We start from the raw sequence: 15034 nt of genomic DNA on the forward strand, positions 1-15034 counted from the left end.
CAGAAAACTCCCGGGACCACGATTCGACGTCGCTGATGACCACACATCACAGCCAACCATCCGACGCGAGTTGATCACAACCTGTCGTTGTAGTACTAGGGGTCGGGTTGTTATGGGGGCTCTTCTGGGGCGCTGTCGATCTTGCTCGGGGGTTGTTCCTTGGGGGCTCTGGCGACGGCTCGTGGGCCGGGGGCGTTGCCGGGGGTCTGCCCGGGGGTGATGCCCGCTCGGCGGAGCTCCTCGGTGGTCAGGTCTCCCCAGCCGCGGGGGTCGTGGACTCGTTGTTCCAGGTCTTCCTGTGCGTGTTGGCGTCGTCGGGTCGTCGGCAGCTTGGTGAAGAGCCGCCTGAGCGCACTGCGCACTGGTCGTGACCTTGTGCTGCTCCGCTTCACGGTTCTCCTGGGCCTCTCGGTCGGGAAGCGATCTCGTCCACTATGTTGCCCAAACAAGTTTGCGATGCCAAGCTATTGAGTGTTCAGATCTCTTGGCGACCTAGAGGGGACGTCATGTCCAGTGCTGGAGCCGCGGGGAACGCGGTGGGTTCGTTCGAGGGCCTGGCCGGGCTGCGCGAGCGGACCCGGTGGGCGCGGCGGGCGTCCGAGGGGCCGTTGTTGATCTTCGGAGTCCTGATGGCCGGTGCGGCGCCGCTCTCCGCGGGGGCCGGTTCCGCCGGACGTCCGGCGGCGGGCTCGCTTTCCAGCCCGTTGCCCGGCTTGTCCGGTATGGAGCCGGGGCAGGCCCCGATCGTCGGCTGGTACTGGCTGATCGCCCTCGGGTTGGGCTACCTGCTGAGCGTCCTGTGGTATCGGCGTCATGCGCACCGGTCGGGAGTGTGGGCTCCCACGACGGGTTTCGTGGTCTCCGGGGTCGTGGGCACGGCGGTCGTCGTGGGGTTGCCGGTGCTGTCGCAGATGGTGCCCGCGCTGGAGCCGGTCTGGGGATGGCCGGCCGGCCTGCGCGGCACGCTGGCCTTCGCCGTGGTCGCGGCGGGTCTGCTCGTGCTGGCGGGCGTCGAGCGCAGCCGGCTGCTTCTGGTCATCGTCATGGTCTTCGGCGCCGTCTCGCTGCTCGTGTCGATCTATCACGCCGAGAACCTGCTGTTCCGCCTCGGCTGGCCCGAGGAGGGGAGCGGGCGGACGCTCAGCGACGTGGTGACGGTCCTGTTGCCGGCGTCGGTGCTGCTCGGCGGCGGCACGATCACGCTGCTGACGAGGCGGGGGGGCGGACGCGGTGAATGACGTGCCTGCCACGGCCCATCCGACCACCCGGATCGACGACGTCGTCCATCAGCGTCACCGCCTGGGCATCCTGACCATCGCCGCAGAAGCCCGCAAGGTCGAGTTCTCCTTCCTACGCGAGACCCTCGCGCTGACCCCGGGAAACCTGTCCCGGCATCTCACCGTCCTTTCCGACGCCGGTCTCGTCAAAGTGGAGAAGGGATACGAGGGGCGACGGCCCAGGACGTGGGTGAGCATCACGCGAAGCGGACGCTCCGCGCTCCGAGCCGAACTGTCGGCCATGCAGGACCTTCTCCGCCAGTTCCACAACAACCAAGAAGACAGGAGTTGATCAGATGATGTCCCGCCGCCGCTGGACCGCCTTGGCCATTCCGATCGTCGCCCTTAGCGGTCCTTTCCTGGCCCTTGTCGGCTTATCACCCGAGTCGCAGGCCGGCAGCATCTCGTCGTACCGGGCTTCGTCCACCCGCCTGACCGGAGAACTGACCATCACCGTGGATTCTCTTCGGCCTGGCCTCCCACGCGTCCATTGGACGCTCACCTGCGATCCCGACGAGGGATTCCACACCGATCCTCGCACTGCGTGCCAACATCTGCGTTCCCTGTCCCGGCCATTCGCCGAACCCGGCCGCGGCAAAATCTGCGCTCGGGTCACCTACGGCCAGCAGCGCGCAACGATCAGCGGGACCTGGCGTGGCCGCAGTGTGCGCACAAGCGTCGATCGAAGCGACGGCTGTCAGGAGGAGCGATGGCAGCGGCTGCGCCCTTTGCTCGATCCGCAGGGACCGTGCGCGTTCGCCGGCACTCCCGGAAACCTGCCCACCGCCGGTACGTGCCGTGAGACGCCGAGTGCCGTGACCGGATGATCTGAACTCCCGCGCCAAGGGACGCTCGACTGGGTCACCATGGGTTCGGAAAGCCAGGCTCCCCGGTGCCGAGTTCCAGCGGGATCGGCACCGGGGAGCCTTCATTCGCCTATCCGAGGCCGTCAGCGGTGGACCGTCTCACACGGCCTTCCCGCCAGCCCGACCCAGGTGTTGCACAGCTTGGTCTTGTTCTTGAACGATCGGTTGATCGCCCAGACCGAGTAGAAGCTGCTCTTGCCGCAGACCTGCCTGCTGGTGCCGATGATCTTGCCCGCCGCCCAGTACGCGACGTAAGTGCAGCGGTATCCGCCATTCGCGGCCGTGGAGTCCCACTCTCGGACCTTGAGCTTCTTGCCCCACACGTAAATGCAGACGCGTTTGTTGCAGCCGTGCGCGCTTTCCGTGTGCGCCCTGTACTTTCCCGCCCGCGCCACGGGTCCCTTCTGAGCGGCCTCTAAGGTCACGTCGGCCTTCGCGAGTTCGGCGGAGTCCGGTTGCATCCCCGGCCGGATTCCAGCCTGCGCGAGTTGGCCGGCGGTCAGGCCGCCCCAGTCCTGGGAGTTGATCTCGTCGGCGAGCGCCTTGGGCACGTGATGGAGGCGGCCCTGGACGTTGACCGTGCCCTGGGGGGTCGGCTGCGCGGTGCTGCCGGTCGCGGCTCCTGCCGGGAAGGCGAGGGCGAGCGAGGCGCCCGCCACCGCCAGCACGGACAGTGACCGCATCAACGTGTTTCCCATGCCCTGATTCCTTTCTTCGGTCGGACGGCGACCACACAACCAAGGCACCGTGTCCTTCACCGTCACCTCAACGTCTTCCAGTTCACTCACCAACCGTCTTCCGCCGCGTCTTCTGGCCAGGTCATCGCATGGAGAAAAATCTCGCTCGATCTGCCGGCAGGCTGACCTGGGCTGTCCGGTGAGGGGAAAAGGCTGCTTCACACGTAGGAATCCGAGTCGGACCTGCCGTGCGATTACGTGTTCGCCACGATGCGGTACGGAAGGGCTGCCCAATATGGTGATCGCTCGGGCTTATGGCTCCATGTCAAGCGACGATCGCGTCGAATCAGGGTCTCCGGACGGGCTGCCGCGGGAGCCTTGAACGGCATGGATCCAGCCTCCTTCTGAGGCGGCAGCGCTGTGACGTCGACGACCACTTCGAGGTGATCGCTTGGCTAGGGGACCCGCGCAGAACCAGGATGTCGTGGTCCGGCTCCTCCCAGACTTCGCCTGCTCGGTGGGAGACCGTGACCTCAAGCTCGGCCGGAAGACCTCTCGAGTGATCATGAACTTGGCGCTCGAGAACGAGGGCGTCAAGCGAGAAGCGCTCCGGGTGCGGCTGTGGCCCGACCAGGCCCCCGGGCAGAGCGCCAAGCGACTGCGGCAGTTGCTCTGGAGAATTCGACGCCACACGAGGGATGCCCTCATTGTGGCCAGCCATGACCGATTGGCCCTGGCCGAGGCCGTTGCCGTCGACTACCGGGCGGCGGAGGCCATCGCCTCCAACGTCCTTCCCGGTAGAACATCAGAGTTACCGGTCATGGACCCGATGATCCCCCGGCTTCTCGGCACCGAACTGCTACGTGGTGTGACCGACGAGGAAATACTGGACGCACAGGCCCGCTGGGATCGTCTCCGGCAACTCGCTCTGGAGAGGCTGGCCCTCGCCCACATCGAGATCGGTGAGACGGGAATCGCCGCCGAACTCGCCACCGCGGCAGCCGACGTCGATGAGCTGGCGGAACGGCCGCACCGTATTCTCGTCGAAGCCTACCTTCATGAAGGCGACACGATCGGGGCTCGCAGGGCGTATCTCCACTTCGAGGAACTGGCGCGCCGGCACCTGGAGGCCGACCCCAGCCCGGCGTTCCGGAAACTCATCACCGACATCGCCCGCCCGACGGATGCGCGCTGATCGTCGTGACAGATCGTCCGAGCCGCTTCCCTGGCGCGCTGATCAACGTACCCCAGCTGGTCGCGTCGGTCTGCGCGGGAGCGATCATCAACGGCAGACTACTGGGGCGGCCCTCAGGCAATCAGGCCGCCAGAGAGGAGACGACAGATGATGATCGACAAGATCGCCTGGATCCACCTCGACGCGGGCAAGATCCTCAGCACTCGGTCACGAGGAAAGAGCGTCTACTACATCCCCGGCGGCAAGCGCGAGCCCGGCGAAACCGACGTCGACACCCTGGTCCGGGAGATCGACGAGGAACTCGCCGTGACCATCCTGCCCGGCACCGCCGCACACCTGGGTACCTTTCAAGCCCAGGCCCACGGTCACGCCGACGGCGTTACCGTCCAGATGACCTGTTATACCGCCGCCCACCACGGAACACCGACACCCGCCAGCGAGATCGAAGAGGTCACCTGGCTGACCTACGCCGACCGCCATCGCGTATCTCCCGTCGACCAGATCATCTTCGATCACCTCCATCAAGCCGGCCGGCTCCACTGAACCCTCAGTCCCTAAGACTGCCTCCCTCTCCATGCTGTCCTCCTATCAGCCCTGGAGGTGCCATAGCCTGGATTCGAACTCTTCGCGGGACATATTCTCCGCCACGAGGTCTCTGAGGCATTGGCAGCTCGGAACGGCGTCCGTGATAGCGCAGGCGAAAACGCCGAGGACTCGTAAGGTGTGGGCAGTGGCGGCGAGCTTCTGTTCGATCGCTCCTGTGACGCCCAGTCCGGAAGCGAATTTCGCGGCCATCGCTTGGACGACGGGTGGTGCACCGGCGCGGCGTGCGGCGCCGGCGGCCGCGTCGCCGGGCAATTGGCCGACGCTCGCCTTGATATCGAGGAGCTCGCGTGCCGTCCGGGCGAGAGGGAGGCAGAGGCCAGTGGTTCTCTGTTTTTGCAGGAAATCCTCCCATGCTCCTAAGCCGACCTTTGGCGCCGACTGCTCCGCAATCTTGCGTTTCCAGTCGCGTGGGAGTTGCTGAACGATGGCGACCGTGTCCGAGAGGGTGACGAAAGTATTATCGGCCGGGGCCGTCTCGGTCTGCGACGCCTGGTACGGCGATGCTTGGAGGAGCGGCTTGCGGGACCCAAGGGGTGTCCAGTTGCCTTCGCTCTTCTTTCGCGGCACGGGTCCGTTCACGTGGTCTTTGCAGGTTGCGGCGTTTACCCGACGTCGGCAACCGCCGCCGTTCTGAGTTTCCACATCGCAGTAATGCGCCATGGTGCAACGATGCGCAGATTTGGGCTCGTCGCCAACTATCCCAAGAGTGACTTCTCTACTCAATGTCCTTATCTGGACGTGCGCCGCCGGGTATGTGGGTGTTCGGTGGCTTGGTGGGGTATGCGGTGGACGAGCCGGAGGCAATTAGTCGTCGTGGGGGGCGATGGGGGCGGTGTATCTCGGCGGGTTAGCCGGCGATCCAGCGGTGGTAGGCGTCTGGGTCGACGTTGTTGCCGCAGACGATGGTTACCACGTGCCGGTCGGCGAAGCGGGTGCGGTTTTCGAGTAGTGCCGCGATGCCTAGGGCGGCTGAGGGTTCGACTACGAGGCCGGCGTGGTGGAGGAGAAGCTTCATGCCGGCGGTGATCGATGCCTCCTCGACCAGGATGGCGTCGTCTGCGACCAGGAGCAGGTCGTCCAGGACGGCCGGGATGGGACGGCGGCCGGCGACGCCGTCGGCGATGGTGTTGGTCGCGTCCGTGGTGACGACGCGTCGTCGGCGCCAGGAAAGTGTCATCGCCGGTGCGCCCAGCGGCTGGACGCAGATCACCTCGACTCCGGGTGCCAGCGCCTTCAGCACGTGACCCACGCCGGTGGCCAGTGCGCCGCCGCCGAGGGCGATCAGGACGGTGTCGAACCTCGGCTCGGTGTCCACCAGTTCCAGGCCGATGGTCGCCGCGCCCTCGCAGGTCTCGATGTCCAGGCTGTCTTCGACCAGCCGGATGCCGTCGCGCCGCGCGATGGCCGCCGCCCGTTCCCGAGCCATGTCGAAGTCGCCGTCCACCAGCTTCACCCGGGCGCCGAAGGCGCGGATGCGGTCGAGCTTGGCCGCGGGCGCGAAGCGGGACGCCACCACGGTGACGTCGAGCCCACGGGCGCGACCGGACCACGCGAGGGCCTGGCCGAGGTTGCCCGCGCTGGCGCAGACCACCGCCCGCGAAGCGGTGCCAGTGAGCCGGTTCGCGACGAGCTCGGTGCCGCGCGCCTTGAAGCTGCGGACCGGGTTCGCCGTTTCGAGCTTGATGCTCACCTCGCATCCAAGGGCGGGCTCCAGCCCCTCACAGGGGTAGAGCGGAGTATCGAGGAAAGTCGGGTCGATGACGCGGCGAGCCGCTCGGATCCGAGCGGTGTCAAGGCGTGTCTCCTGCACGGCACAGCAGCGTAGTGCCGCCGATGCCGTTCCATTTTCGGGGCCGTTGGGGATGGACCGGTCCGACGGAGTTCCGCGAAAGTGTTGTCGGGTTGGAGCGAGCCATTGTTTTGGAGTTTCGGTGGTCATGGTGAAGACCAGGCGTACGGCGATCGTGATGACGGGTGCCCTCGCGATTCCCTTCGGAATTGCAGCGGCTCCGCCGTCCTGGAGGCGGGGGCGTCCGGTCTGGTGACGCAGAAATACGGGTTCCATGGGGTGACGCCGCCGACCGAGACGACGAATCTCTTCAGAGGGCCGGATGTGGGCCCGCTGCGGATCTTCTATCCCAGTGATCCGCCCGAGATCATCAAGCCCTGTTTCGAGGAGCCCTCTTCCGTCATCAAGACGGAGTTGCAGGCGGAGTTGGGAACCTCCGATCCGGCCAAGGGGAGTTACATTTCGCTTTCGGATTTGCTGGATTCCTCGCGGACGCTCCACGCCTATCCGGGTGGCACGATCAACGTCTCCTTCGTCGTGAAGAAGTGCCCCCTCTGAACCGCGTCCTACGGGAGCGGTGACCTTCGTCGGGGCCGGTCGGGGCTTCGCGCCCTGTGTCGTTCAGCCGGGTCTCCGAGCGTCGGTTCGCGGCCCAGTTCCCCTCGAAGCGCGCTGGGCGGTCCGACCTCATAAACCTGTCGTCCGGAGGGTGGCTCGGGCGCCAGGCTTGTGTAAGCGCAGGTCACTGATCATGTATCCCTGGCGCCCGTTCCCTCGGCGGGCGCTCTTTCACGACCTCGCCGTTCGCTTGTCGCGGGATTGGCCGCAGGCGTCCGCGCGAAAAAGGGGTCGCCCGCGCCGGGTGGATCGGGGCAGCATGGAGTCACCGGCGGCGTGGAAGGGTGGGTGGCTGTGCCAGGGGTGCGGGGTGGCTCTCGGGACGGCCGGTCGACCCGGAAACGGGCGGTTTTTCTGGTTCTGTACTACTACGGCGCGACGCTGCGCCGTCAGTGGAAGATCTCACTTCCCGCGGTGACGCTCCCGGCGCTCGGGAACACGTGCCTGGGCTACCTGTCACCGCTGGTGGTGGCGGCCCTGGTGGGGCACCTGGCGCATGGTGGGCACGACGATCTCGCCTCGCTGCTCCCCTACATTCTTTGCTTCGCCGGCCTGATGGTGGTGGGAGAGGCGCTGTGGCGGCTGGGGTTCCACTTCCTCAACCGGACGGACTCCGCGGGCACCGAGTGGCTCGGCACGGTCGGCATGGACGAGCTGCTCGCCAAGGACACCGCGTTCTTCCACGATAATTTCGCCGGTTCGCTGACCAAGCGGATCCTGAGTTTCGCCAACGGGTTCGAGAGCTTCGCCGACACCCTCACGTTCTCGATCATGGGCAGCCTGATCCCGCTGGGCTTCGCCTCGGTGGTCCTGTGGCAGTATCACCCGCTTCTGGTCCTCGTCCTCGTGGGGCTGATCGTCCTCACCGGCCTGGTCGTCAGCCCGTTCATCCGCCGGCGGCAGGCGCTGGTGGACGAGCGGGAGGCGGCCAAGATGCGGGTGTCGGGCCACGTCGCGGACGTTCTGACCAACATGGACATGGTCCGCGCGTTCGCGGCCGAGGAGCGGGAGGCCGTGGAGTTCCGGCGCCGGGTCGCCGAGCAGCGACGGTTGTCGCTGCTTTCGTGGGACTACGGCAACCTCCGGGTCGACACGATCGTGGCGCCGATGTCGATCCTGACCAGCTGCCTCGGGCTGCTCGCGGCGGTGGCGCTCCGCGGCGGGCTCGGGGTGGAGGTCATCGTGGTGACGTTCTCCTACTACACCAGCGCGACCCGGGTCATGTTCGAGTTCAACCAGATCTACCGGCGGCTGGAGAGCACGCTGACGGAGTCCGCGCAGTTCACGGAGCTGCTCTTGGCGCCGCCGACCGTCCTCGACCCGCCGGACCCCGAGCCGTTGCGTCCGGTGGACGCGGCGGTCCGGTTCGAGCGGGTGTCCTTCGCGCACGGCGGCGGATCGCCCCTGTTCGACGGGCTGGACCTGGAGATACCCAGCGGGACGAAGATCGGCCTGGTGGGACGGTCCGGTGGCGGCAAGACCACCCTCACCCGGCTGCTGCTCCGTCTGATGGACGTCGACGGCGGCCGGATCCTCATCGGCGGGCAGGACATCGCCCGGCTGCGCCAGAGCGACCTGCGCAGCCTGATCGCCTACGTCCCGCAGGAGCCGGCGATGTTCCACCGGTCGGTGCGCGACAACATCGCCTTCGCCCGGCCGGGCGCCACCGAGGACGAGGTCCTGGCCGCGGCGCGGGCGGCGCATGTCACCGAGTTCGCCGAGGGCCTTCCGGACGGCTTCGACACGCTGATCGGCGAGCGGGGCGTCAAGCTCTCCGGGGGCCAGCGGCAGCGCGTCGCGCTCGCCCGCGCCATCCTCCGGGACGCGCCGATCCTGCTGCTGGACGAGGCGACCAGCGCCCTGGACTCCGAGAGCGAGATGCTCGTCCAGGAGGCTCTGTGGCACCTGATGCGCGACCGCACCGCGCTGGTCGTCGCGCATCGCCTGAGCACCGTCGTGCGGATGGACCGCCTGATCGTCCTCGACCGGGGGCGCATCGTCGAGGACGGCTCCCACCAGGAGCTTCTTGAGTCGGAAGGCGCCTATGCGCGCCTGTGGCATCACCAGTCCGGCGGCTTTCTCACCGGTGGCGCCGTGCCGGAGCCGCTCGGATCGCCGTCCGGCCTGATCGGGAGCCCGCAGCCCGCGATCGAGTGACGCGCAGCCCCGCGATGCTCCGCCGTCTGTAGTGTTCGGCGGAGGCCGTCGTGGCCGATGGCGCGCAGTGGGACGCGGGGGGCTGGGGTAGTGATCGCCGGTACGGTCGGCTACGCGGAGGCCGCCGGGGTGCTCGCACGGCAGTACGAGGGCTTGGTCTTCGAGGACGTCCACCGGGACGTCCTGCACCTGTTCCCGGACGTCGCGAGCCGGATCCTGGACGTGGGCGCGGGGTCGGGCCGTGACGCCGCGGCGCTGGCGCGCGCCGGGCACCGGGTGGTCGCGGTCGAGCCCACGGCCGAGCTGCGAGCCCAGGGCGAACGGCTGCACGCGTCCGAGCCGATCGAGTGGGTGGACGATGCGCTGCCCACCCTGGCGGCCCTTCCCCGGACGGCCCGGTTCGACGTGATCCTCTTGTCCGCGGTGTGGATGCACCTGGACGTTCAGGAGCGCCGCGACGCGATGGAGCGGATCGCCGCTCTCGTGGCACCGGCCGGCAGGGTCGTGATGACGCTTCGGCACGGGCCGGTGCCACCCGGACGGCGCATGTTCGACGTGTCGGCCGACGAGACCGTCGCGATCGCGGCCGAGGCGGGGCTGGCGCTGCTCCACCGCGGGTCCGGCGCCGACACACTGGGGCGACCGGGCCTGAGATGGAGCAGCCTCGGCTTTGAACCGGCGGACCGGGCACAGCGATAGGGGAAGGGCGGGTTCTACTTGGGGGGCGGCGCAGGAGTCGCGCAGGGTCGTGTACCAGGAGGCCCCCCGGTCCGGCCCAGATTGCCGCAGGACTCGCAGGTTCTGCCCGACTCCTCCTCGGCGGCGCGCACGAGACGCATCGCCGCTTCGTCCTCTCGCTCCTGCTCTCCGTGCTCGGCTGATTCGGGCAAGCCCGTCCGCATGCGGCGTAGCAGGCCCGTGTGGAGCTAAACGCACAGAGCGCCGTATTTATCTTTGACCTGCTGGACGCTGTAGCCAGGGCTCACTTCCAGCAATTGCTCATGCAGGCGTGATCTGGCCGGCGGGGAGATTTGTCGCAACAATTGTGCGGTCGAACTTTCTCCGGGGCGCCTACGAGATCGGGCGGCCGTCGGCGGCTTCGGGTCGTGCCCGTCCCAGTAAGGGGGCTGGGCGCGATCAGGTTCGGATGGTGTCGATGAGCTCGTCGAGGGCGCCGCGGCGGCGGGCCGAGGAAATGTGGTCGATGTAGTCGCGGGATGCGACGATCTTCCCGTCCCGGACGCGGAGCACGAAGATGCAGGGAACCTGGAACGAGGTGCCGTTCTCGGTCGTCCCGCGGTACTCGAATTCGCCGATGATCACCTCGGGATCCGTCGTCTCGTGCACGGTGATGTTCGCCGGCTCCTGGCGGAGAGGGGGCATGCGCTTACCGGCGGAGAAGTGCTCCCGCAGTTCTTCGCGGGTGCGCAGCGGCTTGTCTCCGTGCGGTGCGAACGGATGCTCCACGCAGGTCTGGTCGGCGTACAACTCGGGCAGGTCGTCCCAGCGGCCTTCTGAGACTCCCCAGACGAGTTCGAGGAAGACTTCGCGAGGGTGGGCGTCATGATGCCTCCGGGGGCGCGAAACGGTACCGAAGTGGAGACTCCGAATATACGGAGTGGCGACTTCGTATGTCAATGAAGGCGGCCCGGCGGCCGAGTGCCCGCGCGCTCGGAGTCATCTTCGGTGCGGTGAAAACGGACCGCATGGGGGCAGAACGGCGGCCATGGACATCAACTGCGTGATCGTCGACTCCGCCTATCCGGAGCGGCTGGCGGCCTTCTGGAGTGAGCTTCTCGGCCGGCCGATCGTCGGCCGCACGGGGCCGTACGTCTGGCTTGAGCGCGGGAACGGCCTCGGCGTGGGATTCCAGCGCGCCGACCGTCCCAAGGCCGGAAAGAACCGGCTGCACCTGGATCTGGAGTCGGAGGATCCGGCGGCCGAGCAGTCCAGGGTGGAGGCGCTGGGCGGACGGCGGCTGGCCGACTACGACACGGGCGGCTTCCTCGTCATGGCCGATCCCGAGGGGAACGAGTTCTGCGTCATTCCCAGGGACCCGTTCGATCTCGACGAAGAGGGCCGGGCAGGCTACCTGACCGGCGCCCCGAAGACGGGTTCCGCGAGTGCGCCGGGCTCAGCCGGAACGGAGACGGAGTAGCTCCTCGGCCACCAGCGGTAGATCGCTGCTTGGCGACCCCGGCGCGCCGCGCGATCGCCTCGACGGTCAGAGGCAGGCCACGCCACGCCAAACCCATCCCGCCTGATCGAGCCCCGGGCAGGGGAGCCGGCGAACAGCGCTCCTCAGCCGTCACGCGAAGCGATTCGCGCTCGTACAAGCCCGGTCAGGGGGCGAGCCCCCTGGGCCACGGTCGGACGGTGCAGTGAACTGTGTGACGGCCACGGAGTGGCCTCCTTCCCCCCGCTGATCCTTCTCCTTGGACGATTGGACCTGAGGTCCGAACCCGTTCAGCGTCACGCCATTTGGCCATTGGTGGCCACGCGGTGGCCATGGGCGAGCGGAGGTGCGGGCTTGGGGCGGGCGGTGCCGATGTGCCGACGGTGCGGCGCGGGGATGGCCAGAGCGCTGATGAAACGGTTCTCTTGCCCCGGTGAAGAAGATGGGTTCGTCGGTGCGCCGACCGAAGAAGGTGACGGTAGGTGACGCGGCGCGGACAAGGCCGAAGGTTCGGCTCCGGGACGGCCGGGCGGCGAGCGGCGGCGGTTCGTGGACCTGCGCAAGATTGCGCAGGTCGGCGTTGTTTCGGAGAGCTTGGCTACATGCGGTCACCATTTGGCGCCGGACGGTGATTTGTCTGTCAGGGTTGCGTCCATGAGGCGTGCGCTGATCTGGGCCGGTGCCATCGCGTTCACGGCCGGGCTGGCGGCCGGGCTCGTGCCGCTGTCGAGCCAGGGCGTGGCGTGCGGGTCGGCGTTCCACGGCTCGGCCGAGTCCGAACGGGTCGCGCCGCTCGGCCTGGTGCACGACTGCGGCGACGTGCGGTCACTGGTACGGGTGCCCGCGCTGGTGCTGTTCGCTGCGGGCGGCGGGACGGCGCTCGCCGGGCTGGTGCTGTTCGCGGCACGCGGCTCCGCGCCGCCCGGTCCGTGCCGGGCCGTGCTCGGCCGGCGGGACGGCGACGGCGGAGGCTGACCCGGACCTCGACCCGGACGCGGCCCGGACGCGGCGGGCCGGCCGATGGCGGGATCGTCCGCCGCATGGAGTGCTCATCCTGTGCCGTACTGCTTGTGAGTCCTTGCCAAAGTCGCAAATGACGGCGCTCAGGACTTGCATGGGGACGGGCTCAAGGAATCGGGCGGCTGCGCGCACGATCGAACGGTGGCCCCGGAGACGGCGTTCTCCGGGAGGGCCGTTGAAGGCCGGACCGCCGAGCACGTGATATTTCCCCTGGGTGCGGACGGGCTTCAGAGAGTCGCCATCCGGGTGGAGCGTCTGGACGCCGCTGTGCCGAAGGCGCGCTTTTCGGCTCTTCGAGGTTTAAGCCGATCCGGTCTTGTTGGTTTTGCTTGGGAAAGTTTGTGGTTCGCGCTGAATCGGCGAGCGTGGAGACGGCCTCAGCGCGTCCAAAGGGACATACATCCTGGTCACGGTACTGGAACATGACCTCCGCGCATTTGGGTGGCTCCGTGGTGCGGGGCGCGGCCGCGGTGGCGTGCGCCCGCCTGATTTTCCCCTCGTCGTCCTGTTGGACACCGCCGGCTCTGGCGATCGCCGGGGAGCGGAGTGCGCCTTGGCCGTTATCAAGGGCCGCTGATTCCCCTCGTCCCGGCGTGGAATCTCTCCTCCACCCGGGGTGCCGTTGAGCAGGCATATCGCTCGGGTTTAATCGGTTCAGGCCCGCCGCTGTGAAAATTCATGGGCCATTGAACGCATTGACATGTTCCGGCGCGACGGGGTGCACTTCGGGACAGCTCATTCGGATGAGTGGCACGTCCCCAGTCCTCGCCCGGCAGGCAAGGGTGTCGCGGAGCGCTCCCCAAGTAAGGCTTCAGGCGCCCCCTGCCGGGCCCGTGGAAGGAGCACTCCCTGTGAGACACCAGACCGCGATCGGGGCGGCGGCGCTGACGGCCGGCCTCGCCGTGGCGATGTCCGTCCCCGCCATGGGAGCGACCGCCCGCACCGCGCCCGCCAAGCCGAACCCCCGCGCCCTGGCCGCGGTGTCCGCCGACACCTTCGTGGCCGCCGCGCCGGCGACCTTCAAGAAGGCGCCGAAGGACAAGATCTTCCGCACGAACATCACGTCCGGGCTGCGCGGCCTGCAGTACGTGGAGTACCAGCGGACCTATGACGGTCTGCCGGTTTTCGGCGGTGACTTCGTCGTCACCACCGACGCCGACGGCGGTGTGCAGAGCACGTCGGTCAACCAGACCACGCAGCTCAACGTCGGCACCAAGGCGACGATCTCCGTCGCGCAGGCCGCGAAGACCTCGCGGGCGCGCGTGGCCAAGGTCACCAAGAGCACCACCCCCCGCCTCACCGTCCTGGCGGAGGGCTCCGGGAAGCTCGCGTACGAGACCGTGGTGAGCGGTTACCAGAAGAGGGCCGAGACGAAGCTGCACGTGTTCGTGGACGCCAGGACCGGCAAGGTCGTCAAGACCTTCGACGAGGTCCGGGACGCCGCCGACGACCGCAGCTTCTATCACGGCACCGTCGATCTGAGCACCGCGGCGACGTCGATGACCGACTCCACGCGGCCCGGTCACCAGTGCGGTGGCCAGGGCGGGTCGGCCTACACCGGCACCGACAGCGCCTGGGGCAACGGCAGCGGCACCGACCTTGAGACGGCCTGTGTCGACACGCTGTACGCCGTGCAGAAGGAATGGGACATGCTCAAGGCATGGCTCGGGCGCAACGGCACGAACGGCAACGGCCGCGGCTTCCCGGCACGCGTGGGTCTCAACCAGGTCAACGCGTTCTGGAACGGCAGCTACACCAACTTCGGCCACAACCAGGCCAACAACAAGCAGGCCACGTCCATTGACGTGGTGGGCCACGAGAACGGTCACGCCGTCTTCACGAACACCCCCGGTGGCGACTCCGGTGGTAACGAGAAGGGCGGGATGAACGAGTCGGCGGGCGACATCTTCGGCGCGCTGACCGAGCACTACGTCAACGAGCCCGCCAACCTGGACCCGCCGGACTACCTGGTGGGCGAGGAGGTCGACCTCGTCGGCCAGGGCCCGATCCGCAACATGTACAACCCGTCCGCCAAGGGCGACCCGAACTGCTACTCCTCGTCCATCCCCAACACCGAGGTCCACAAGGCCGCCGGCCCGCAGAACCACTGGTTCTACCTGCTCGCCGAGGGCTCGAACCCGACCAACGGCAACCCGACCAGCCCGACCTGTAACAACTCCACGGTCACCGGCGTCGGGATCCAGAAGGCCGGTCAGATCTTCATGGGTGGTCTGAGCCGCAAGGTCACGGGCTGGACCCACGCGCGTGCCCGCGTCGCGACCATCCAGGCCGCCAAGTCGCTGTACTCCAAGTCGCCCACCGAGTGCAACGCGGTCAAGGCCGCCTGGTCCGCGATCAACGTCCCGGCGCAGAGCGGCGAGCCCGCCTGCTGATGCCGGTGGCACGCGCCTCGGCCGGCCCGTGCTGACCAGCTGCGAGATCACCGAGAGAAGGGACGAGTCCCGGCGCGCGGCATGCGGCCGGTGAGCGGCGGACCGTCGAGTCCGCCCCGTCCCCCACAACGCCCGGTGCGGGTCCCCGCCCCCGCACCGGGCGTCTCGCTGTCTGCACCCGTTTTGGGATCCCCTGCCGTCGGTACGGACTGTAATCCGCGGTCCACTGAGAGGAACTTTTGTGGCCCTCCGAGCACCGG

General features: G+C 67.9%; 15 protein-coding genes. 11 read left to right on the forward strand and 4 right to left on the reverse strand.

Features of this window, described 5'->3' with window-relative positions; all coding sequences use genetic code 11:
* The first annotated feature begins 506 nt into the window (after positions 1 to 506).
* From E1291_RS18655 to E1291_RS18665, 3 genes are read left to right on the forward strand one after another with little or no spacing between them, the layout of a single operon-like run.
* Positions 507 to 1238 (forward strand): hypothetical protein, encoded by a 732-nt coding sequence (locus E1291_RS18655; protein WP_131739102.1) that lies wholly within the window; start codon positions 507 to 509, stop codon positions 1236 to 1238.
* 1 nt (position 1239) lies between these two features.
* Positions 1240 to 1569, forward strand: coding sequence for a winged helix-turn-helix domain-containing protein (locus E1291_RS18660; protein ID WP_207400801.1), 330 nt, complete (start codon positions 1240 to 1242; stop codon positions 1567 to 1569).
* A 4-nt stretch (positions 1570 to 1573) separates the two neighbouring features.
* Positions 1574 to 2104: an SSI family serine proteinase inhibitor gene (locus E1291_RS18665; protein WP_131739104.1), complete on the forward strand. Its 531-nt coding sequence runs from the start codon at positions 1574 to 1576 to the stop codon at positions 2102 to 2104.
* A 122-nt stretch (positions 2105 to 2226) separates the two neighbouring features.
* On the opposite strand, the gene E1291_RS18670 is transcribed toward E1291_RS18665, so the two are convergent.
* Positions 2227 to 2931 carry a hypothetical protein gene (locus tag E1291_RS18670; RefSeq protein ID WP_131739105.1) on the reverse strand — a complete coding sequence of 235 codons (705 nt, stop codon included), beginning with the start codon at positions 2929 to 2931 and terminating at the stop codon, positions 2227 to 2229.
* 373 nt (positions 2932 to 3304) lie between these two features.
* Between E1291_RS18670 and E1291_RS18675 the strand changes: the two genes are divergently transcribed.
* Positions 3305 to 4015, forward strand: coding sequence for an AfsR/SARP family transcriptional regulator (locus E1291_RS18675; protein WP_131739106.1), 711 nt, complete (start codon positions 3305 to 3307; stop codon positions 4013 to 4015).
* A gap of 147 nt (positions 4016 to 4162) precedes the next feature.
* Positions 4163 to 4558 carry an NUDIX hydrolase gene (locus tag E1291_RS18680; protein ID WP_207400802.1) on the forward strand — a complete coding sequence of 132 codons (396 nt, stop codon included), beginning with the start codon at positions 4163 to 4165 and terminating at the stop codon, positions 4556 to 4558.
* Between the two features lie 45 nt (positions 4559 to 4603).
* On the opposite strand, the gene E1291_RS18685 is transcribed toward E1291_RS18680, so the two are convergent.
* Positions 4604 to 5281: a hypothetical protein gene (locus tag E1291_RS18685; RefSeq protein ID WP_131739107.1), complete on the reverse strand. Its 678-nt coding sequence runs from the start codon at positions 5279 to 5281 to the stop codon at positions 4604 to 4606.
* 187 nt (positions 5282 to 5468) lie between these two features.
* Positions 5469 to 6560 (reverse strand): threonine ammonia-lyase, encoded by a 1092-nt coding sequence (locus tag E1291_RS18690; protein WP_207400803.1) that lies wholly within the window; start codon positions 6558 to 6560, stop codon positions 5469 to 5471.
* 102 nt (positions 6561 to 6662) lie between these two features.
* Between E1291_RS18690 and E1291_RS18695 the strand changes: the two genes are divergently transcribed.
* The 3 genes from E1291_RS18695 (at position 6663) to E1291_RS18705 (ending at position 9884) form a co-directional block, all read left to right on the forward strand.
* Positions 6663 to 6968 carry a hypothetical protein gene (locus E1291_RS18695; protein ID WP_131739108.1) on the forward strand — a complete coding sequence of 102 codons (306 nt, stop codon included), beginning with the start codon at positions 6663 to 6665 and terminating at the stop codon, positions 6966 to 6968.
* 474 nt (positions 6969 to 7442) lie between these two features.
* Complete coding sequence (locus E1291_RS18700) at positions 7443 to 9185, forward strand: ABC transporter ATP-binding protein (RefSeq protein ID WP_242614230.1); 1743 nt, start codon at positions 7443 to 7445, stop codon at positions 9183 to 9185.
* 90 nt (positions 9186 to 9275) lie between these two features.
* Positions 9276 to 9884, forward strand: coding sequence for a class I SAM-dependent methyltransferase (locus E1291_RS18705; protein ID WP_207400804.1), 609 nt, complete (start codon positions 9276 to 9278; stop codon positions 9882 to 9884).
* A 438-nt stretch (positions 9885 to 10322) separates the two neighbouring features.
* On the opposite strand, the gene E1291_RS18710 is transcribed toward E1291_RS18705, so the two are convergent.
* Positions 10323 to 10823, reverse strand: a complete 501-nt coding sequence (locus E1291_RS18710; RefSeq protein WP_278045271.1) for a nuclear transport factor 2 family protein — start codon at positions 10821 to 10823, stop codon at positions 10323 to 10325.
* A gap of 88 nt (positions 10824 to 10911) precedes the next feature.
* Here E1291_RS18710 and E1291_RS18715 point away from each other — a divergent pair, with 88 nt between their 5' ends.
* The 3 genes from E1291_RS18715 to E1291_RS18725 all read left to right on the forward strand — a co-directional run bounded on the left by E1291_RS18715 (position 10912) and on the right by E1291_RS18725 (position 14774).
* Positions 10912 to 11343: a VOC family protein gene (locus tag E1291_RS18715; RefSeq protein ID WP_131739111.1), complete on the forward strand. Its 432-nt coding sequence runs from the start codon at positions 10912 to 10914 to the stop codon at positions 11341 to 11343.
* A gap of 672 nt (positions 11344 to 12015) precedes the next feature.
* Positions 12016 to 12336 carry a hypothetical protein gene (locus E1291_RS18720; protein ID WP_131739112.1) on the forward strand — a complete coding sequence of 107 codons (321 nt, stop codon included), beginning with the start codon at positions 12016 to 12018 and terminating at the stop codon, positions 12334 to 12336.
* 896 nt (positions 12337 to 13232) lie between these two features.
* A complete protein-coding gene (locus tag E1291_RS18725) occupies positions 13233 to 14774 on the forward strand; it encodes a M4 family metallopeptidase (RefSeq protein ID WP_242614232.1) in 1542 nt (513 codons plus the stop codon).
* The last annotated feature ends 260 nt before the right edge of the window (positions 14775 to 15034 follow it).

The sequence above is a fragment of the Actinomadura roseirufa genome (assembly GCF_900659635.1).
Lineage (GTDB): Bacteria > Actinomycetota > Actinomycetes > Streptosporangiales > Streptosporangiaceae > Spirillospora > Spirillospora roseirufa.